Genomic DNA, 20,763 nt, shown 5'->3' on the forward strand with positions numbered 1-20,763 from the left:
CGGCGCTCTCACTCCGCCAGCGCGTCGGCGACCGTCTCGATGGGGTGGGGTGGCTCCCCGTCCGCGTCGGGGCGGTCACCCAGTTGCGTCCGGCAGGACGCGCCCGGGGCGACGACCCGTTCGCCGTCGCTGTCTGTGACTTGTTCGAACAGGATGTCGCCGATGGCACGGCTCATCGAGTAGTGTTCGGCCTCGTAGCCGAAGGAACCGGCCATCCCACAACAGCCCGAGTCGAGCGGATCGACCCGGTAGCCGGCCCGCCGGAGGACGCCGACGGCGTGGTGGTCCTTGGCCGTCGCTTTCTGATGACAGTGGCCGTGGTAGGTCAGGTGGTCGTCGCGAGCCGCGAAGTCTATGGCCTCGTCCAGTCGGTGCACGTCGAGGTACTCCAGCACACCGTATGCGTTCTCGGCGACGGTTTCGGCGGCCGCCGCGTCCTCTGTGTCGCCCAGCAGGTCCAGGTAATCCGACTGGTACATCACTGCGTCGGAGGGCTCGACGACGACCACGTCCCAGCCCTCGGCGACCCGCGGTGCCAGATCGGCGACGTTCGCCCGAGCCGTCTCGCGCGCTTTACCGAGAAATCCCTTCGAGAACGCCGCTCGCCCGCTGTCGGTCAGACCCGGGGGCACCTCGACGTGGACGCCCGCCGCTTCCAGCACCTCGACGGCCGCTTTCCCCGCCTCGGGGCGGCTGTAGTTGGTGTAGGTATCCGGCAGGAGGAGCACCCGGCGGTCGCCCTCGTCGGCCGGAACGTGACTCCCGCGCTTGCGGAACCACTTCGCGAACGTCCCTCGACGGAAGGTCGGAAGCGACCGCTCGCGGGCGATACCGACGGTCTTCTCGATGGCCGTCCGCGCCCCCGGGACCTTCGTCGCGAGGTTCGAGATCGGGGCCAGCGCGCTCCCGACCGCCGACAACGTGTCCACGTTGGCGAACAGTCGGTCGCGTAGACTCGTCCCCTCGCGCTGGTGGTGTTCGTGCGTGAGTTCGGCCTTCAGTTTCGCCATGTCCACCTCGCTCGGGCAGTCGTGAGCACAGCCCTTACAGCCGATACAGAGGTCCAGCACTTCCGTGACGAACTCCTCTGAGAACTGTTCGTCTTCGGGGAGCTCGCCCGACATCGCCCGCCGGAGGCTGTTCGCGCGCCCCCGCGTCGACAGCGACTCCTCCTCGGCGGCCCGGAAGGTCGGGCACATCACGCCGCCGGTCGTGTCCTGATGGCCCCGACAGCCGCCACAGCCGTGGCAGAGTTCGGCCATCCCCTGGAGCCCGTTCTCGTCGTCCCACTGGAGTTCGGGCTCGAACCCTGCATCGAACTCGTAGTCGGGGTCGAATCGGAGGTGTTCGGTCACGTCCGTCGGCTCGTCGGGCCGGGCGACGACCTGTCCCGGATTCAGGAGCCAGTCGGGGTCGAACGCGGATTTGAGGTCCCGGAAGGTCTCCCAGACCGCTTCGCCGTACAGCTTGCGGTTCCACTGGGTGCGCGCGCGGCCGTCACCGTGTTCGCCCGAGACCGACCCGCCGTACTCGACGACGAGGTCGGTCACGTCGTCGGCGATGGACTCCATCTGCGCGACGCCGGCCTCGGTCTTGGTGTTCACCAGCGGCCGGATGTGGAGGACGCCCGGGCCCGCGTGCGCGTAGAAACTCGCGTACGTGTCGTGGTCCTCCAGAACGGCCCGGAAGTCCGCGACGAATTCGGGGAGGTTCGCCGGCGGGACGGCAGTGTCCTCGACGAACGCGACGTGTTTCGCGTCGCTGGTCCGACCCAGCAAGATTGGGAGGCCCGACTTTCGGAGCTTCCAGAACTGCTCGCGCTTGCTCTCGTCGTGGGCTTCGTCGGCCGACGCGGCCCGGACCGTGGCGTCCGTCTCGACGCCCTCGCCCGTGGGATCGGCCAGCGTCTCGGTGCCCGGGACCCGATCCGCGAGCAGGTCCGCCACTCGTTCTCGGCCCTCGGCGTCGTCGTCCGCGTAGAACTCCACGAGCAGGACTGCGCCGGTCCCCGCGGGGACCATCTCGTCGACGAGCGCCCCGAACTCGGCAGTGTCGCGGGCCAAATCGAGCAGTACGTCGTCCAGCACTTCGACCGCGGCGGGGTCGTGGTCGAGGATCGGCTCCACGTCCTCCATCGCCTCGAGCAGATCGTCGTACCGCAGGAGTGCCAGTGCCTTCGTCTCGGGCACCGGTTCCAGCGAGACCTCGGCCTCGGTCACGACCGCCAGGGTCCCTTCGCTGCCCGCGAGCAGACCCGGCATATCGACGACGCCGTCCTCGCGGGCGCGCTCGATGACGTAATCGAGGTTGTAGCCCGAGACGTTGCGCTTGAGATCGGGATAGGCGTCGGCGATGTCTTCGTCGTCCAGCAGGTCCCCGACTGCGGCGTAGATCCGGCCTTCGAGGTCGCCGTCGGGATCGGCCCGCTCGTCCAGTTCCGCAACGGGAACCGGCTCGAACGTGGTCACGGAGCCGTCGGCCAGTACCACCTCGCAGGCCTCGACGTAGGCGTCGGTCTTGCCGTACTGCAGGGAGTGAGCGCCGGTGGAGTTGTTGCCGATGGCCCCGCCAAGCACCGACTTGTCGCCCCAGGCGGGGTCGGGCGCGAACTTCAGGTCCGCGTCGGCCAGCGCGGCGTTCAGGTGGCCGAGCGTGATTCCCGGTTGCGCGCGGGCCCGTCGTGCGTCCGCGTCGATGTCGCGGAGGGCGTCCATGTGCTTCGAGAAATCGAGGACGACCGCGCGGTTGACGGTCTGGCCGGCGAGGCTCGTCCCCGCGCCCCGCGGGAGGACGGGAATCCCGCGGTCGGCGCAGTACTCGACGACGGCGGCCACGTCGGCCGTCGAGGTCGGAAAGACGACGCCGACGGGCGTTATCGCGTAGATGGAGGCGTCGGTCGCGTACTGCTCCCGGGAGTACTCGTCGAAGCGGACCTCACCGTCGATCAAAGACTGGAGGTCGGCGACCAGCCCCGGCCGCGCCACGTCGCCGCCCTGGTAGTCGTAGGCCGCACGGTCGTCGGTGCTGGGGTCGCCCGACGACGTACCGCTGGCTCCCGACTCGGAACTCATAGACGGTGATAGCGACCGGAGCAGGGAAACAGTTGGCGTTGCGGAACGGAATGGCGGTTCGCAGAGCGAGTCCGACGCCGGATCAGGCCGAGGTCGATTCGGCGGCCTTCTCGGCCTCGACCTGCACGAGGTAGGCCCGGTCGTCGGCGTAGTCGGCGGCGGCCTCGCGGGCGCGCTCGGTGCCGATCCGGTTCAGCGCCCACGCGGCACTGGCCCGCACCTCGTCGGCGTCGTCCTCGGCCAGCACGTCGGCCAGCGGGTCGATGGCGCGAGTATCACCGAGCAGGCCCAGTGCGCGGGCCGCCGTCGACCGGACTTCCGCGTCGTCGTCGACCAACTGGTCGGCCACGACCTGCGTCGAGCGCTCGGCGCCGATGGCACCGATGGCGCGCAGGGTCACCTTTCGGAGCGCCACGTCGCCGCCCTCGACGTACTCCTCGATGGTGTCCAGGGCGTCCTCGGCCCCGATCCGGCCGAGGATACGGATGGCCTGCTTGTTGCGTTTCTCGGCCATCGCCAGCAGGTCCTCGGTGGCCTCGGGCGGGGCGATCCGCTCTAGCGAGTCGAGGACGTTCTCCTCCATGAAGTCCGACTCGAACGTCTCCAGTCCGAGCAGGATCATCTCCACGGCCTCCTCGTCGCCGTCCTTGTAGGCCTTCTCGTGGAGTTTGACGGCGTTCCACTCGGCCGGGAAGTCCTTGCGATTCTCGGGGTCGAGCGGGTCGTAAAAGCCCTGTGCGTCGAGCTGTTCCCGGACGAGCAGGTCGTCCCACTCTTCGGCGTCGTCGAGATCGGCTTCGAGGCCCTCGGCGGCCTCGAGCAGGGTCTCGATGGTCTCGGCGTCGTCGTCCGCGTCGAGGTTCGTGTCGTCGACGATCTCGCTCACCGTGCGGAGTTCCGCCGCGAGGTCGGCCATCTCGTCGCTGTCGGGCTCGAACGTCTCGACGAGTTGACTGCCGGCGCTGTCGAGGAACTCCTCGACGGCCGGGATGACCTCGAGTTCGCCGTCCTCGGTCCACTCGGTGGTCTCGACGGTGTCGGCCGCGGCGTCGATCGTCTCGGTCACGTCCTCGGCGTAGGGGCCGCGCTGACTCTCCACGTCCTCACGGAGCGAGTCGAGGCGGTCGCGCAGCTCCGCGGCCTCCTCGTTCTCTTCGTCCTCGTCGTCGGGTTCCAGTGCCTCGACGGCCTCCTCGATGGCGTCGAGGTCAGCGTCGATTGCGTCGAGGTCGGCCTCGGTCTCGGCGTCCTCGAGTGCGTCCTCGACCGAGTCGAGCCGGTTCCCGACGGCCGCCGCGTCGGCCGCGGGTACGTCGGCCCCGCCCTCGGGTGCAGTCTCGGCGTCGGTGTCGGCCTCGTTCGCGCCGTCCCCGTCGTCGCCGTTGCTCATACCCGAACACTCGACTGTCCGCACAAAAGGCGTTTCTATTCGGTATCCGCGCCTGGGGTCGGATCGCGACTCTCCTCGGCCCCCTCCTCGGGCGCGTCGACGAGGTACCGCCGGTAGAACCACGGGCCGATGAGGTAGAGGACCGCGCCCACCAGCAGGGCCCGGGGAAATAGCCGACCGAAGGCGGTCGGTGCGACGATGGCCCCCGCCTGGACCGTGCCCATCCCCAGCGCGTGGGACGCGCGCAGTTCCGGGTAGGTTATCGTCGTGATCATCAGGTACGTGAACACGGCCGTCATCGCGAGCAACGCCGTCGCGCCGCGAGCGCCGGGGACCCCCGCCAGATAGACGACGGCCAGGATCGTGGCCGCCAGCGTCGTCTGGACCCCTTCGGTCTCGTCGCTGCCGATGTCGTAAGCGGTGTACATCCCGAGTCGGACGACGCCCGACCCGACGAACAGCGCGGGGACGACGAGGGCGGTGGCCAGCAGTGCCGGCGGATCGGACCCTGAGAGGGTCAGGCCCCACTCCGCGCTGGCGACGCTGAAGACGAAGATTGCGGGCGCGACACAGAAGGAAGCCACGTCGGCCAGCGAGTCGATGAACTCCCCGACCGGCGTACTTCCGACTTTCCGGGCGAGGACGCCGTCGAGTCCGTCGGCGACGGCCGCCAGCAGGATCAGGCGCGCGCCCAGGGCCGGACTGGCAGTGGCGGCGACCGCGGCCGCGAAGCCCAGCCCTGCGTTTGCCACCGTCACCAGGTCGGCGAGTCCCAGCCGGCCGACGAACCGCGGCTGCATACCTCCCGGTCGGAGGACCGCCGCCTTAGTCCGTTCGATACGACCCCGTCACTCGATGGCGTGCATCAGCCCCGTCACGAGCAACCCGAAGGCCGCGACCGTCCCGAACACGACGAGGACGCCCGCGATCCGGTTGTCTCCGTCGGGGTCGAACCCGTAGCCGAGGACGCTCGCCAGGCCGACAAGCGCCACGACCGCGCCCGCGCCCACGCCGACGCCGGTCAGTCGCGGAATCTTCGTGCCGAACTCCACTGCGGCGGCCGCGACCGTCGCGAGCCCGACGAGGAGCAGGCCCGCCCCGAACTGCGTCCGTTCCATACCGCTTCGTCCGAGCGCCGGGTAGAAAAGTCCGCGCACTCGGCTTCCTGCCGCTGGCGACCGTCCGGAACCGCGCGACATATCACGCTCCGGTCCTGACCCCAGAGTATGCGCAGACGGGCCTTCCTCGCGAGCGTCGGTGGTACGGCCGTCACAGTTTCGGTCGCCGGCTGTCTCGGCTCGGGCGGCGCCGGAACGGCAGACGACGAGTACGACATCGGTATGTCGACCTCCGCGTTCCGCCCGGCGGAGTTCGCGGTTGCCCCCGGTACCACCGTAGTCTGGAAGAACACCAGCAAGAGTACCCACACCGTCACCGCCTACGAGAGCGGTATTCCGGACGAGGCGGACTTCTTCGCCTCCGGCGGGTTCGAGAGCACGCAGGCCGCCCGCGACGGCTGGCTGAAAAACAGCGGCGGCGGGTTCTCCAGCAACGAGACCTACGAACACACCTTCACCGTCCCCGGCACCTACGAGTACTTCTGCATCCCCCACGAGAAGACCGGGATGGTCGGCACCATCGAGGTCACCGAGAACGCGACCCGCACACCGAAGACGCCGGTGACCACCACGCACGGGACGGCAGCCGGGACCGACGCCGAGTGACGCGCGCGGACGGACAGGCCTCGACCGGCGTCGTCACTCTCGGCGCGTGAAAAAATCGAAAATCGGGTCGGATTACGCCTCGTCGTCCACGTCTTCGTCGGCCGCCACGTCGGTGTCGTCCTCGTCCACGTCGACGCTGGCCTCCTCTTCGGCGGCGACTTCCTCGGGGCGGGCCTCGAGGGTCGTCTTCTGGATCTCGACGCGGCGCACCGGGTAGATGAGCTTCGCGTCGTTGTAGATGGCCGAGGAGAGGCGACCTTCGACGACGCTGTCGACGAGGTCTTTGAAGGTGCGGTCGCTCGCGGCCTCCTCGACGAGGTCGATCATCGTCCGGCGGATGGCCTTCTCCTGGCTGTGGTCCGCCGATTTGGTCGTGTACGCGACGGGCTGGATCTGCAGCCGGTAGTCGTCGGTCGTCAGCACGGTGACGAAGGCCTCGATCTTCGAGGAGCCCCGGCGGACGAGGCTGCGCTTGTAGTCGCGTGTCAGCTCGAAGGTGTCGAACTGGGTGTAGGCCGAGTCACCGGCCACCTCGTCGACCTGGAAGGTGAGCTTCTTGTTGTTCTCGCTGGCGTCCGATTTCAGATCGCCCAGCGTGGTTTCGATGGTCCGTCCGAGGACCTGTTCCGATTCTTCTGCGGGCGTGTCACCGAGTTCCTCGCGCTCGAACTGCTCGGGCGCGAACACGGTGTACCACTGCTTGCCCTGCTTCTGTCGTGAAACTGATCGTTCGCTCATGATTGTGTCTGGGTTAGTTCGTCCGCAACTGTGCAGTTGACCACGTAATCGTCGACCGTCGCGTGCAACCCGCCGGTCGACTCCCGTTCGATGACCGTCCTGACCGTCTCGCCGTCGACCGTCGTCTCCATCTCGTCGGTGTTGTCCGGCCCGAGCGCGGCCGCGACCATCGCGGCCCGCTCGGCATCGTCGTGGGTCGTCTCGATGACGGCTCTCATAGTGCCTCCCTGAACGCCTCGATGAACGAGGCGGTGTCGGTCTCGAAGCCGGCCTGTGCGTGCCGGCTCGTCCCGGTCGCACGGCCGCCGACGCGCTCGACTGCCGCGTCCATCGTCGCGCCGAGCTGGCGGTCCTCGACCGCCGCTGCGGCGGCCTGCCCGTCGGTGACGAACAGCGCCACCGGCTCCGGCGACCGGAAGTCCCGGCACAGGCGCGCGGCTGTCCCGACCGGAATCGACGCCGAATCGGGGAGGTCGAGGTCGTCCGCGCCAGCGCGAGCGACGAACAGGCCGTCGTACCGACCCGTCGTCGCGTTCGCGAGCGCCTGGTGGGCGCGCTCGCCGTGGGTCTGCCAGGCGTCGAGGGCCGCATCGCGCGCGTCGTGACCGAGCGCCAGCGCGACGCCGGTGCCGGGCGCTTCCCGGGCGACGGCGTCCAGCACGTCACCGTACCCCTCGACGGTCCCGAAGGGACCGCCTGCGTGGGGAAAGAGTGCGTCCTCGACGCACTCGGCGGCGCGCTGGGTCGCGTCGTCGGCTCCGACGGTGCGGAGTGCGATCATCGACGCGAGCCGTCTGCGCTCGTCCTCGTCCATGCTGTCGGCGTCCTCGGCCGCGAGCATGAGGTTGCAGTCGGCCAGCGCGGTCCGAACGTCGTCCGGGTCGCCCGAGAACGGTGCGTGCAGGCGGGTGCCGTAGGCCAGTCCCTCGATGAGGTCCGTCCTCGGCGTCGCGACGCCCGGACGGCGTTCGACGCCCGCGGCCTCGCGCAGGTGGCCACTCGGTGTGGCGGCGGCCACGGTCGCACCGGCCAGCGCGAGGACGGCGTCGGCGCTACCGAGTTCCTCGGCGGCCCGAAACGCGACCTCGCTGATCGGCTGCGAGCCGGACGGAATCGCGGCGTCCACGGTGGCGTCGTCGCGGCCGAGCGTAATCGTCGCGTCGGCCTCGGTGGCCCGCTCGGCGGTCGCGGTCGGGGCGACGACGCTGGCCTGGAAGGGCCGGTCGGTCGCCGCGAGCGCCCGCGCGAGAACGCCGGTCGCCGCCAGGGCGTCGCCGTCGGCGGTCGCGACGAGCCGAACGAACTCGGCGTCGCGGCAGACGGCGGCCACGTCGCTCGCGGCCGAGGCTGACTCGGCTGGACGGTCGGCGGTGGACATCTACAGGAGTTCCTTGGCTTTGTCGTAGGAGTACGTGAAGTCGGCGTCGAGCTCGTCGCCGCGGTAGTAATCGACCAGGCGGCGGATCTTCGACTGGGTGTTCTGGAGCGCGCGCTTGTTCTGATGGTCGTTGGGGTTCTCGTCCATGTGATCGCGCAGACGGACGGCCCGCTTCATCAGGTTGCGCAGGTCCTCGGGGAACTCGGGCTCGGCGTCGTGCTCCTCGAGGATCTCGGTAATCTTCTTGTCCGTGGCGAGGGCCACGTCTGGGACCGGCGTCCCCTGGACGCCCTCGTCACGGAGCTTCAGCCCGATCTCGCTGGGACTGTGCCCCTGCTCTGCCAGTTCGACGACGCGTTCTTCGACGGCGTCGGCGTCGACGTCGCTCCACTCCGGCGGTTCGTCTGCCACGGGCTTGTCCGAGTCGGACGAGCCGCGGCGGCGTGTGTGCATTCGTGCCATTGTTGAGTGATTGGAACCGCATCGACCGCTGTCCGGCGTGCCGGCAGGCGGTGCTGGCCTCGGTGGCCGACACCGCGGGCCGGCGGACTGCCGAAACACTACCGCAATCCCAAGCCGCGAAAGTGAACGTAGCGGCGCGTCGGATTTGCGGTCGTGCTGTTCCCACCCCAACCTTCCCGCTCTCACACTTTACGGTTTCTACTCGCGGTTCCGGACGCCCCCTACGTATCGGCGTCACTCTCGAACTCGAATCCGGCGTGTCTGGGTTTCTTTCGCCCAGTTCTGAGAATACGGCCAGAGCGCTTTTGCTCCTCGGTACGCAACCTGTGGCAATATGGTAGCAGGGACGCGGCGGCCGGGAACGCGCGCACAATCCGGGCCGATCGGCTACGTCCTCGTGTTCGCCATCGTCATGGCCGGGATGGCGATCATCGTGCTCATCGGCGTCGGTGGACTCTCGGAGACCCAATCCCAGTCCGAAATCCAGCGCGCCGAACACTCGATGACGCTTTTCGACTCCCGGGCAGCGATGGTCGCGCTGGGCGATTCCAACGGACAGACGATCTCGTTCGGGCAGGGCGGCGGTACGTTCTCGGTCCAGGACGAGTCCGGGTGGATGCGTATCGTCCACAACAACTACTCCGAAGACGACGACGACGAGCGCGAGGTGATCTACAACAAGTCGCTGGGTGCGTTGCTCTACGAGAACGGCGACCAGTCGCTGGCATACCAGGGGGGCGGCGTCTGGCGGCACGCCCCCGACGGCGAGGCCCGCATGATCTCCCCACCGGAGTTTCACTACCGGGGCGCGACGCTGACGCTTCCGATCATCCGTACGCTCGGCGGCGGCAACGCCAAGGGGAGCGTCGACGTCTCGATCCAGCCACAGACGCAGGCCGATCTGGTCTTCCCCGCCAGGTCGCCGCCGACCGTCGGCGACGAGATCGGCGTCCCCTACAACGGCACCGAGCGCAACTACACGAACCCGATCCGCAACGGGACGGTCAACGTCTCCGTTCGGAGCGACTACTACGAGGCCTGGGCGACGTACTTCCGGGAGCGAACGACCGGCGAAGTCACCGTGTGGGACAGCAACCGAACCGTCCGCCTCCAGTTGAAGTCCATCGGCGGCCCGCCCGGGTCCTTCACCATCCCCGAAGAGGGTGAGAGCGTCCCGGCGGACGGGATCGCCGAGGGGCACCCGCTCAAAACGTTCGAGTTCGACATCGTCTACACCAACGGAAACAACGACCACTTCTCGCTGTACGACGAGCAGAACAATCAGGAGTACGAGTTACACGTCCTCCCGACGGGGAACAACTACCACAGTAGCTGTCCGGGCTCACCGCCGGACTCGGACGTGTACGTCGGGATGTACTACTACTCCGGTGACGGCTCCGGCGAGTACGAGTACTGGGAGGCCGAGATCGACCCCTCGAACAGCGCGATCAGCTGGAGCTGTACCAGCGACGGCCCGCAACTGTCGATCGATATGCTCTCCGATTCTGTCGACATGGACTACGACCAGGACGCGCCCGGGATCAGTTGCGGGAACGGCGGCAACAAGTGGCGCTTCGGTGAGAACATCAAGTGTGACTACTCCCACGGCGACGCGACGCTCGACCAGCACGCTGGGGCCGGCGTCGGCTGGGAGCCGACCGTTCAGTACTCCGCGGGAGACACCGCGACCGGGCGCACGCTCGACGAAATCGTCAACCACTACACCTCGGTGATGGGCCCCGACATCGACATGACCTCACAGATGGGGCCGGGGAACAGTCGTGCCATCGTGCAGGACGCCTCCTCGGGGACGCTCACCTACGAGACCGCGAGCGGCGCGGAGTACATCACGTACCTCCACGTGACGGAAAACGAGATCGCGGTCGACTTCGACTAGGTCTCGAACTCGAAGTTGATCAGGGTCCGCGTGACCGACAGCCGCTTCGGATCGTCGATCCGACACTGGACCGTCTCCGGGCGGGTTATCTTGCAGGTGGCGTCGGCGTCGTCTTCGAGGTAGCGCCGCCAGAGCCGGTACCGCGGCGAGGTAACGTTGACGATCAGGGCGTCGTAGTCGGCCTGCCGCTGGACGAATTCGGGCAACGGTTCCCGGACCGCCCGTTCGGCCCGGACTCGGACCGTACCGCCGCTGACGCTCGTGGCGTTGCCCATCTGCTTGGTCTGGATGATCGGGATGATCACTTCGCCGTCCGTGAACCGGAACGGTGGCTCCTGGCTGACGACGCCGCCCTGTGGCGAGTCACGGAAGACGGCACCGCCCTCGTAGACGATGGCCGTATCGCTGCGCCCCTCGTACATGATCGGCGTCGCCGAGTAGGAGACGTTCGGATTCTCTCCGCCCGGATCGACGCCGGTGACGTTGATTCTGATAGGTGACCGAACCTCCAGCCGTGCGTTGTCGAGTTTGATCTCGGTCGAACGGCTCGGCGCACCCTCCTGGTGGATGTCGGTCATGTTGTCCGCGAGCACGTCGAAGGCTCGCTCGGCGTTGTTCACCTGCTCGGCGTCGCGCGCGTCCTGTAAGATGCTGATGCCGCTGACCGAGACGATACCCACGGTCGCCGCGACCAGCGAGAACACGATCACGAATCCGATCACGTCGCTCACTGCACGGTTTCGGCTCATGTCGATTCGTCCTCCAGTGCGAGTTCGTCGCTCGCGGTGTAGTTGACCGCGATGGTTCCGCCGGACACCGACGACGACTCGATCGGCGTCGACGTTTTCACGGGGACCCTGACGGCGATCTCGGGATCGGTCGTCCGAACCACGACCTGCGGGTCGGTCCCGCCGTCGAACCTGACCTCGTAGGTGCTTCCGGCCACGCGTGCCGGAAGGTCGCGACCGACCTGCACCGACTCGTTGTCGCTCGTCGTCTCCACCAGCCGGTCGGCCATCTCCACGTCGGAACTCACCTGTTCGGCCAGCACTTCCAGTTCCGTCTCGATGCTCTGATCGCGCTGGTTCTCGACGAACGTCCCGCCCGCCAACAGCAGACCCGTGACTAGGATGAGCGCGATGGCCAGCCCGAGCACGTAGTTCAGCGTCGTCGAGACGCCGCGGTCGTCACGCGTCGCCGTCCGCTTCGCTCCCTCAGTCATCGCTCTCACCCGGGTGTATCCGCGTATCGGTCGCGTACGACAGCGACGTGGACTGGTACTCGACGTGGACCGTCGCCGCGTAGACCGCCGGCAGTGCGAACGGCACGTCGGGCGCTGTCCCGTAGTTGTCGTGCTCGATGTCCGTACTGTCGATCACTTCGTCCACCACCAGCGAGTAGGTGCCCTGGAACTGTCGACCGTTCTCGACGGCGATGGTGTAGGGCGTCGAGATACCCTCACCGTACTCCAGCGCCGGACAGTCCGTTCCATTGATTGTCCCCGCCGTCAGTCCGATGGTGGGGTCGGACCCAGCCGAACAGACGCGCGACGGCCCCGAAGGCGGGTCGGCCCTGATCGCGGTCGTCGTGCCGGCGCTGTTGTTCTTGAACAGCGTGAGCGTCCAGGGCGTGCCGTCGGTAACCTGCACCTCCAGGGGGTCGTTGGACGACAGGGCCAGTTCCGAGGAGTCGGTCACGTTGATCCGTGCCGAGCGCGTTCCCTCGACGCCCGTGGCGATCGTCCAGTCGCTGGCCACGTCGGCGCTGGCCGGCACGGTCGAGTTCGTGAAGTTCCCCGTCGTCCGATTCTGGCCGATACGGGTCCCCCACTCGACCGAGACCAGCGTCGCGTTGGCACTGATCCCGCGCAACACCTGAAACTGTGCGGCCCGACGACTCGTCGAGACGACCGCCCGCGAGAGTTTGTCCCGAAGCACCGGCTGTGTCGAGCCGTTCCGATTGACCGACTCGACCATCGACTCCAGCCCGTCGGCCACGTCGTTGCGGTAGCTGATCGCGTCCCCGCCGCCGGCGTCGTCCCCGCGGGTGGCGAGGTTTTCAGTGTAGATGACGGAGTTCAAGACCAGCGTCAGCGCGACGAACGACGCCGCGAGGACGAACCCCGCGACCAGCAGGACCTGCGCACGGTCGTCGCTTCTCAGATCCGCCACACGACCACCTCCACGCGGACCACGTCGAAGACTGGTCCCTCGCCGTTCTTGTCGGCGTAGAAGTTCGAGTTGTTCACTCGCGGCCCGCGAGTCATGTTCTCGTGCAACAGCCGAGTCTCGTTCGCGATGACCACGGTCTTGCCCGCCGACACCGCGTTGTCGGTCGGTTCCCCTCGGTAGAGGATCGGCTTGCGCTGGGGCCGCCCGGATTTGTAGTAGGTCACGTAGACGTTGTACGCGATGCCGCGGTCCCCGAACGTCTGCTGGAGCCTCCGGCCAAGCTCCGTCGGCAGCTTTCTGGTGTAGAACCCGTTGACGGTCGCACCGTGGAACCGACTCTCCGTGCTGTTCCAGTACAGCACCGTCTCGCGCAACGAATCGTTCCGGGCCGCCGTCGCCAGCACGCCCGCGGCGCTGGCTTCTTGCTGGTTCTCGATGTGCTGGCTCGACGTACTCGCCGACAGCGGCGTCACCGCCGTCATCTGGAGCGCGAAGACGATGCTCGACATCAGCAACAGCCCCGCGACGATGGCCTCCAGCGTGTGGACCTGCCCGCGCTCGCTCACCATAGTTTCACCACCAGCGAGACGCTGGTCCCGTTGATCGACACCGAGCGCCGTGCGGTCACCGACGACTGGGCCCCCGATGCGGCATCGTCGCCGACCGCGAGCGTCTCCACGTCGGTCCCGGTGCAGTCCGTCGTACCCTGTTCGACCAGCTTCCCGGCTGTCTCGTCCCAGCAGAGCAACTCGTTGGGCGAGCTCGATCCGCTCACGTTCCCGCGAAGCGTGACGTTGAGGAACGCACTGTCGGTCACGCCGACCTGTTCTCTGAGGGGCGGGCTCCCGAACCGACAGTCCGGGGGTGGGCTCCCGCCCTCGAAAAACGCGACCGTACAGTCCGCGTCCAGGATGTAGGGCGTGTCCGGATCGCCGAGCGTGTCTTTTGCCAGCCCGTCGGCGACTCTGTTGACCGCCACGATGTCCTCCTGATCACCGGCGGTGAACGGCTGAATCGTTCCCGCCACGAACGCGAAAATCGCGACCAGGACGAACACGAACAGCACGACACCAGTCGTGAAATCGAGCGTGGTCTGTGCGCGGTTCCGGTTCCCGCTCGTCATTTCGACCGACGGTCGGTCCGAGCCCGACTCGCGGCTATCGGCTGTGCCGTCCCGATCGGACATACTCCAGCGTTTCATATGAATCTCGTCCGAATTCGGCCACACGATCGTCCGTTCGTGCTCACTTCTCGTCCCGCCGCCGACTGGGACTTTCGACTATCGTCACTCACGGAACTGGCGTAATAGGGGTTTTGGCCGTCGTTATTGGCATATAACCGTTTTGGCCGACCCAACGTGTTGTGAGTTGTCTCCCCGTGGAGCAACTCCTTCGATGGGTTTAAGAAAACTCGACGGGTAGCGATGAGTGCGCGGGCTCGTAGATCAGCGGTAGATCATCCCCCTGGCACGGGGAAGGCCCGGGGTTCAAATCCCCGCGAGTCCACTTCCGTTCCTTCCGTCGCTTCACTCGGTCAGTCACTCGTTCCCTCGCGTGGTCCCACTCGCCCCGCTCGCGGGACCCCCGCGAGTCCATTATTCTGCGCCGCTCATCGTTCTGAGCGGCGCAGATTGTCGTCGATGCGGGGATTTGAACCCTGGAAGTCGCAGCACCGAGCAGCGCGAGGTGACCGTCTTCCTCTGGTTCAAAATCCCCGCGAGTCCACTCACTCCTTCCGTCGCTTCGCTCCGTCAGTCGTTCGTTCCCTCGCGTGGTCCCACTCGCTCGGCTCGCGGGACCCCCGCGAGTCCACTTCCGTTCCTTCGGCGTGTCCGACGCCAGTCGGGCGGCGCTTTCCACGCGTGGTCGAGGGACACCGATACCAGTGGTCGACCGGAATACACAACACGCCGTCGTCCGTTGGCACGTGGCATGGGTGTGCTGAAAGACGTGGGACCGGCGGGACTGGTACCAGCGGCCTGGATCTTCGCCGCCGCGGCGGTTCTCGGGGTGGTCACGGCCCGGACCGTCCTGATCGCTATGACAGTGATGAGCGTGTTACTCGTGATTTTCTTCGTGACGACGCTGTCGGAGATGACCGGTCCGGTCCTGAGCGCGTGGCAGCGTGTCCTGGCGGTCGGGGGCGTCGTCACCATCCTCGGGACGGTCGATCTGGTCGTCACGCCGGGGAGTGATCCGCTGGCCGCGCTGGCGCTGTACGCCTGGATCGTCCTCCCGGCGGCTGCTTACATCAGGACGTGGACAGCGATGTCGGGGCCCGCCTACCGACACGTCTATCTGGTGGGTGCGGCGCTGTCGCTCCTCGGACTCGGGCTGTTCGCGGCTGGTGGGGCCGCACTGCTGGGCGACGCGACGGTTGCGGTCGCGGGGCTGGCGGTCGTCGGACTCGGACAGACGGCTGGCATCGTGACGGCGGCACTCCAGAACGGCGGACGGTTGGGGGCCTGATGTGGCGGCCACGACACTGCCGAGTCGCGTTTTGCCGTGTGTCCGGTACCGGCCCATGGAACCGACCAGATGAGCCGAATCGTCGGACTTCCGGTCTCGGTCTGGCTGTACGATCGGCTTGCCGGCCGTGGTCTCGTTCCGCCGGCTTGAGAGGCCGGTGTCGAGGTGGGGTTCCCGTTCCGGGCCCGACACCCTGACTCCGGGTACTGCAACTCTCCACTTCGAAATCTGAGACTCCAACGGTCGGTTCCTTATCAGAAACCGAAATCGAGTAACTGGCTGTTTTTTAGATCCATACTGGGCACAGCGATCATAACTGTCGATGGGTTTTTATTCAACTACCGGGAATTAAAGGTGATATGACAGCCCCAGGGGAAGGGATGCCAACGGGTGACAGAGCCGTCTCGCCAGTCGTTGGACTGGCGTTGCTCGTCGGCATCGTCGCGCTTGGTGCCCTCGTCGTCGTGGTTCTCGGTGGTAGTATCGTTCAGGATGTGAACAACCAGAACCAGGTCGAGGTCGCCGAACAGTCGATGCGCGAGATTTCGTCTCGCATCGACGATCTCGAGAACAACAACCGGATGGCCTTCGAGTTCCCGTCGAATCTCGGCGGGGACGTTCGGACGATCGAACGGACGACGATCAATCTCTCCGTCGGTGAGAACGCAGATGTCGCGAGTGGGGGGAACGTCTGTTACACCGGGCCAATCTCTATCGGCACACTACTCGCGGAGACGGAAGAAGGCGATATAATCGGCTACGAGGCCGGTGGGGTCTGGCGCAAATCTTCACGTGGCAGCAGTTCTGTCGTGTCGCCGCCGGCGCTCAACTACCGTGAGGGCCAGATCGGCATCAAACTCGCGGACTTCGACGGCCACATGAGTGATTCCGATCGACTCGTCGCGACCGTCAACGAGTCGGGCTCACAGCTGAAAAACGAGTACCTGCAGAAGGCACTGCTGACCGACAAGAACTTCGAGGAAATCGAGGCCAACCCGGGTGTGACGCCGTCCGACATCACCTGTGATCCGCGGGTGTTGTCCAACATGACGGTCTCGATCCAGAACAGTCCGTTCGCGACGGCCTGGCACACGTACGCCAAGCGGAACTTCTCACCGGATCGGACGACCATCGAGACACCCGATTCGACCGTCGACGCTGGCGAGAACGTCTCGATCACCTTCACAATCGGCGAACGGGTTGAACCTACCTACGTCGTCGAAGACCCGCCGGCACTCGTGGCCTACCAGACGAACACGGACTCGGAGGATTTCTGGGTCAACGCGACGGTGAACAACACCGGTCGACTGACCGGCGCACAGAACGTGACGCTCGACTGGTACAGCAAGGGCGGCGGCTCGTGGACCCTCGAAGCGTCGAACGTGACCGGATACAGGAACCTCTCGCTGCTGAACAACCAGAACGTCACCCTCCCGTTCCGGGTCGAGCACGACAACCTCACCAGCGGGAACACCTACAGATACAGTCTCGACACCGGTGATCAGGTCCGGAACGGGACGGTGCAGATCGTCCCGTCGACCGGCGATCTCACGATGTTCGAGACCACGATCACGGACGCACCCGCGAGTATGCAGGCGTCCGACAGCGAGACTATCACGGCCGAGATCACGAACACGGGGACAGTCGAGGCGACCAAGACCGTCGAGTTCACCTTCCCCGACGCCGATGGTTCGGATCGGACGGTTCTCGAATCGCGGGAACTCACTCTCTCGGCAGGTGGGACCCGCACTCTCACCTACGACATTCCGACCTACCTGCAGGGGAACCTGAACGCGACGTTCGCGGTCGACAACCGTCGCAGTCCGGCCGAAATCGACTCGACCGATATTCTGATCGGAGACAACGAGTACTTCGGCATTCAGGGGACGACACCGCCGAGCGGCAAGGCGGTGGTCGTCGGCGACGACTTCGACATCAGTACGACCGTGAAAAACGAAGGGAGCTCCGGTGGGAAACAGGATATCGAGCTCTACGTCCGCAACGAGAGCGGGGTCGTGGTCACGACCGAGACCAAGACGAAAACGATCCCCAGCGGTAGCACACAGACGATCTCCTTCGACGACCTCGAAGTCGACGAGGGCGGTGTGCACACGTACGAGGTCGTCACCAAAAACGAGTCTGCCACCGGGAGTTTCACTGCCGGTGACAGCGAGGCGGCGTACTTCCTCGTTCAGGAGGCCGGTGCGGTACCGGACCCGGTCGAACCGGAGGAGTCGCTGAACGTCTCTGCGCTGATCGTCAACACGGGCGTGGCCAACGGGTCGATGTCGTACTCGATCGCGTTCGACGGGACGACGATCAGTTCGGGGACGGAGTGGCTCGACGTCGACAACGAAACCGTCGTCGAGGGGTCCTACGAGATTCCGTCGGGGACCAGTAACGGGACGTATCCGGTCACAGTCTCGACAGACAACATGACGCTGACTCAGGATGTCTACGTGACTGAGAATGTCCCCGACAGTCCGGGAATCGGTGACGACAACGGCACGTCGATCGGCATCACGCGGAACATGACGATCAGCCTGACGGTCGAAGGGACTGCGCTGACGGGTCTCTCCGATAACACGCAGGCCGGGTACGACGGGAGCTACGACATCTTCCGTAGCCCTATCGAGATGTACGTCGCGCTCCAGAACGACTCGAACCCGGACGGGATCGACAGACCGTGGGGGACCCAGGACATGAATACGCCGACGAAGCGCGTCCTCCAGATGCAAGACGATCCGTCGCTCAACTACACTACGACGGTCGGTGCCGGAACGAACGTCTCCGTGTTCGCGAAATCCTATACGTGTGGTGGCGGAGAGTTCATCCGACCCGGCAACTACGAGGACGTCGACATTCCCGAGAACGGAGATGGATACAGGTGGATCCCGAATCCGGATCGAGGGGAGTGGGGAGAGCCGAACTGGGTCACCGCCGACCGCCTCGTCTGTACCGACTGGGTGAACCCGTGGATCGGGATCAGCCAGAGCCAGAACCCCTCGAATCTGGTGATCAAGAAAGACGGTGAGCGGGTCCCCGGCTTCGAGGCCGCCAGCGAGGACCAGCGGAGCGTCGCCGAGATCATCGAGAACCACACGACGCCCAACGGGCGGTTCGACCTGCGGGAGAACGAGCGCGTGCTGATGTACGAACTCTCCGAGGCGGACGCCGATCCGGACAACGCGTACTACGCTGGCGACCCGGACTTCAACGACGCCGTCGTGCTCTTCCGGGCGCTGAACACGTCGACTGACCCGTCGGCACCCGGCGATCCGGTGCTCCAGATCAACGACACCGACGCGCCCGCGAAAGTCGCGCCGACCGACACGCCCGAGGTGAACGTCACCGTCGGCAACATCGGAACGGCCCCCGACACGACAAACGTGACGCTTGCCGTCGACGGGACCGTCGAGGCGACCGAGAGTAGCGTCAACGTCTCTGAGGGCGAGACCAAGACCGTCTCGCTCGAAGCGCCGACGATGGCACCCGGGGCCCACACGCTGACGATCAATCTGAGCGCGAACAACGAGAGCGTCACCCGGAGCATCTACGTCGGGACCTCTTCGTACGACGCCTTCGTCGTCAACGTCGACTCCTCGGCGACCGACACGGTCGTCGAGCAGACCGACACCTTCACCATCGCCGCCGAGGTGACCAACGTCGGGTCGATCTCCGGGACACAGGACATCGACTTCACTGCGACGCCGGAATCCGGGACCGTCGCAGTCGGTGACTCCACCCAGACCAGAAGCGGTCTCACGCTCTCGCCCGGGCAGACGAAGACGGTCCAGATGACGTTCGATCCCGACGACAACACACGCGGGCGGTTCGAAGTCGCGGTGTCATCGGCCAACACCACTTCGACAGTGGATGTCAACGTCGAGGAGCCGCGACTGCGGATCGACGGGGCCTACGTCGGCGTGACCAAACTCGAACCCGGGGCCCGGACGGATCTGGACGTGGCACCGCAACGCCTCGACATCGTGGTGAACAATCCGGAACTGATCGCCGAGTCTGGTTCGCTCTCGGTGAAACTCTGGGAGGGGACTAGCCCGAGCGGAGCACCCGATATCGACAAGAGCAACTCCGTTCAGGTTCGGGCCGGTGCGGACATCTCCACCGTCGACCTCGACACGACGCTTGATCCGGGCGTGTACGCTTACGAGATCTCGACGAGCGACGATACCGAGTCGGGGACGCTCTTCGTCCCCGACAACGCCCGGTCCCAGGCGTCGTTCGACACCGACCTGATCTCCATCGACGCGAACGTCATCGCGCTCGGCGGGTAACGTTCGCTGGCTATCCTCCGGTCGGAGATGTCCGCCATCCTCGCTGGCCGCGTCGGCGCTGGAATCCATCCCTCTTCTCGCTGTGATTCGTCCCGTCACTGGAACGGCTATACTTCCCGGCAGTGTGGACTGTCGTCGAGCGGGTTCGGTATCGTGGATCGGCGGTGGATCCCGGACGGCCCATGGCTCCGAAGTGCAACGATTTCGGATGTCACGCTGGCCGTGACACAGTGTCCGATATGCCGGCCAACTGGTGCCTGATCCGAGCCTATCAGGTCTGGGGCACCTCGGCGTGCACCGAGAGAGCGCTGAGACGTGACACGGCAAAACCAGCGGAAACAACGGACCGTCAGGCGTCAGTAGATCGTCGACAGTTCGATGACCGTCCGCCGGAGGAAGACGGTCCCACCGTGGTCCCCGCCTTCGTCCACCTTGCAGTAGAACTCCCCATCACGGGCGCTCTCTTCCCACCCACTACGACTGAAGTACTGGTCCCAGGCGTCGGACGCGGCCATCTCCGACACGTTGATCGAGACGTTCCCCGCGTCTGTGGGCTGGAAGTACTGGTTGCCGTTCGGGTCCGGCCCCGGGAACAGCTTCGCCGAGCCCTCGTCGACGTGTTGCCCGACCAGCACGACTGAGGTCTGACCACCGAGGCTGATGTTCCCGCGGAGTGAGATCAGCGACAGCGTCGCCCGTTTCTCCGGTCGACACTCGAAGGTCGGTCGATGACGGACGAGTTGCCCCTGCCGGCCGAGCCGGAACAACCCGCCAATCTCGTAGACGAACCGCGTCGGGACGTCTTTCGAATCCAGCACGAGTGCCCTGGGGTCGAGCGTCCGCTCGATGATCGGCGTTTCCGGGTCGGTCGTCGTGTTGTTGATCCGTACGAACAGTCTCGACTCGGTCGTCCGGAGCGAACTCCCGCCGAGTTCGACTTCGAGCGCCCGCCCGGGAATGTCCTCCTCGTGAATCTCCTCGTAGGTCTGGGCGACCCCCTGCATCGTCCGGTCGGCGCTGTTGGCCCTCTCGCCGGCCTGGAGGTCGTTGAGCGCGTCGAACCCGCTGATGTAGACGAACCCGATCCCGCTGACGATGATCGCGAACGTGAGCGTGAACGCGACCAGATCCGACACCGCCCGTTGCCGCCGTGTGTCCCCGTCGAACAT

Annotated in this window: 18 protein-coding genes and 1 tRNA gene; 5 read left to right on the forward strand and 14 right to left on the reverse strand. The window is 66.1% G+C overall.

Annotation, left to right across the window (positions count from 1 at the left end; translation table 11 throughout):
- Window positions 1–8: 8 nt before the first annotated feature.
- The 4 genes from BMX17_RS08740 to BMX17_RS08755 form a co-directional block, all read right to left on the reverse strand.
- A complete protein-coding gene (locus tag BMX17_RS08740) occupies window positions 9–3,071 on the reverse strand; it encodes an FAD-binding and (Fe-S)-binding domain-containing protein (RefSeq protein ID WP_092659100.1) in 3,063 nt (1,020 codons plus the stop codon).
- 82 nt (window positions 3,072–3,153) lie between these two features.
- Window positions 3,154–4,461, reverse strand: coding sequence for a HEAT repeat domain-containing protein (locus BMX17_RS08745; protein ID WP_092659101.1), 1,308 nt, complete (start codon window positions 4,459–4,461; stop codon window positions 3,154–3,156).
- A gap of 35 nt (window positions 4,462–4,496) precedes the next feature.
- Window positions 4,497–5,261, reverse strand: coding sequence for a protein sorting system archaetidylserine synthase (locus BMX17_RS08750; protein WP_092659102.1), 765 nt, complete (start codon window positions 5,259–5,261; stop codon window positions 4,497–4,499).
- A gap of 48 nt (window positions 5,262–5,309) precedes the next feature.
- Window positions 5,310–5,579, reverse strand: a complete 270-nt coding sequence (locus BMX17_RS08755) for a hypothetical protein (RefSeq protein WP_092659103.1) — start codon at window positions 5,577–5,579, stop codon at window positions 5,310–5,312.
- 108 nt (window positions 5,580–5,687) lie between these two features.
- Here BMX17_RS08755 and BMX17_RS08760 point away from each other — a divergent pair, with 108 nt between their 5' ends.
- The gene (locus BMX17_RS08760; RefSeq protein WP_092659104.1) at window positions 5,688–6,185 is read left to right on the forward strand and encodes a plastocyanin/azurin family copper-binding protein; all 498 of its coding nucleotides are present in this window, start codon (window positions 5,688–5,690) and stop codon (window positions 6,183–6,185) included.
- 72 nt (window positions 6,186–6,257) lie between these two features.
- Here the strand turns inward: BMX17_RS08760 and BMX17_RS08765 are convergent, their stop codons facing one another.
- Genes BMX17_RS08765 through BMX17_RS08780 form a run of 4 tightly spaced genes read right to left on the reverse strand, consistent with a single transcriptional unit; the run spans window position 6,258 to window position 8,763 of the window.
- Window positions 6,258–6,923, reverse strand: coding sequence for a 30S ribosomal protein S3ae (locus BMX17_RS08765; protein WP_092659105.1), 666 nt, complete (start codon window positions 6,921–6,923; stop codon window positions 6,258–6,260).
- Window positions 6,920–7,141, reverse strand: a complete 222-nt coding sequence (locus BMX17_RS08770) for a KEOPS complex subunit Pcc1 (RefSeq protein WP_092659106.1) — start codon at window positions 7,139–7,141, stop codon at window positions 6,920–6,922. The genes BMX17_RS08765 and BMX17_RS08770 overlap by 4 nt, the downstream gene beginning before the upstream one ends.
- Entirely contained in the window at window positions 7,138–8,301 is a 1,164-nt protein-coding gene (locus BMX17_RS08775) for a hypothetical protein (RefSeq protein WP_092659107.1), read from the reverse strand. The genes BMX17_RS08770 and BMX17_RS08775 overlap by 4 nt, the downstream gene beginning before the upstream one ends.
- Window positions 8,302–8,763: a 30S ribosomal protein S15 gene (locus tag BMX17_RS08780; RefSeq protein ID WP_092659108.1), complete on the reverse strand. Its 462-nt coding sequence runs from the start codon at window positions 8,761–8,763 to the stop codon at window positions 8,302–8,304.
- A gap of 334 nt (window positions 8,764–9,097) precedes the next feature.
- On the opposite strand from BMX17_RS08780, the gene BMX17_RS08785 reads away from it, so the two are divergent.
- Complete coding sequence (locus BMX17_RS08785; RefSeq protein WP_092659109.1) at window positions 9,098–10,660, forward strand: DUF7289 family protein; 1,563 nt, start codon at window positions 9,098–9,100, stop codon at window positions 10,658–10,660.
- On the opposite strand, the gene BMX17_RS08790 is transcribed toward BMX17_RS08785, so the two are convergent.
- The 5 genes from BMX17_RS08790 to BMX17_RS08810 are packed head-to-tail and all read right to left on the reverse strand — an operon-like array spanning window position 10,657 to window position 14,032.
- Window positions 10,657–11,409, reverse strand: coding sequence for a DUF7289 family protein (locus BMX17_RS08790; protein ID WP_092659110.1), 753 nt, complete (start codon window positions 11,407–11,409; stop codon window positions 10,657–10,659). The genes BMX17_RS08785 and BMX17_RS08790 overlap by 4 nt on opposite strands.
- Entirely contained in the window at window positions 11,406–11,882 is a 477-nt protein-coding gene (locus BMX17_RS08795) for a DUF7266 family protein (RefSeq protein WP_092659111.1), read from the reverse strand. Before BMX17_RS08795 ends, BMX17_RS08790 begins: the two co-directional genes overlap by 4 nt.
- Complete coding sequence (locus BMX17_RS08800; protein WP_092659112.1) at window positions 11,875–12,831, reverse strand: DUF7261 family protein; 957 nt, start codon at window positions 12,829–12,831, stop codon at window positions 11,875–11,877. Before BMX17_RS08800 ends, BMX17_RS08795 begins: the two co-directional genes overlap by 8 nt.
- The gene (locus BMX17_RS08805; RefSeq protein ID WP_092659113.1) at window positions 12,819–13,400 is read right to left on the reverse strand and encodes a DUF7288 family protein; all 582 of its coding nucleotides are present in this window, start codon (window positions 13,398–13,400) and stop codon (window positions 12,819–12,821) included. The genes BMX17_RS08800 and BMX17_RS08805 overlap by 13 nt, the downstream gene beginning before the upstream one ends.
- On the reverse strand, window positions 13,394–14,032 hold the full coding sequence (locus BMX17_RS08810; protein WP_139203450.1) for a DUF7287 family protein: 639 nt from the start codon (window positions 14,030–14,032) through the stop codon (window positions 13,394–13,396). The genes BMX17_RS08805 and BMX17_RS08810 overlap by 7 nt, the downstream gene beginning before the upstream one ends.
- 232 nt (window positions 14,033–14,264) lie before the next feature.
- Here BMX17_RS08810 and BMX17_RS08815 point away from each other — a divergent pair.
- The 3 genes from BMX17_RS08815 to BMX17_RS08825 all read left to right on the forward strand — a co-directional run bounded on the left by BMX17_RS08815 (window position 14,265) and on the right by BMX17_RS08825 (window position 19,594).
- Window positions 14,265–14,336 (forward strand) — tRNA-Ala (locus BMX17_RS08815).
- A gap of 426 nt (window positions 14,337–14,762) precedes the next feature.
- Entirely contained in the window at window positions 14,763–15,299 is a 537-nt protein-coding gene (locus BMX17_RS08820) for a hypothetical protein (protein WP_092659115.1), read from the forward strand.
- A 359-nt stretch (window positions 15,300–15,658) separates the two neighbouring features.
- Window positions 15,659–19,594: a DUF7289 family protein gene (locus tag BMX17_RS08825; protein ID WP_139203451.1), complete on the forward strand. Its 3,936-nt coding sequence runs from the start codon at window positions 15,659–15,661 to the stop codon at window positions 19,592–19,594.
- 356 nt (window positions 19,595–19,950) lie between these two features.
- Here BMX17_RS08825 and BMX17_RS08830 read toward each other — a convergent pair whose 3' ends face one another.
- A complete protein-coding gene (locus tag BMX17_RS08830; RefSeq protein WP_092659117.1) occupies window positions 19,951–20,763 on the reverse strand; it encodes a DUF7289 family protein in 813 nt (270 codons plus the stop codon).

The sequence above is a fragment of the Halorientalis persicus genome, from assembly GCF_900110215.1.
GTDB lineage: Archaea > Halobacteriota > Halobacteria > Halobacteriales > Haloarculaceae > Halorientalis > Halorientalis persica.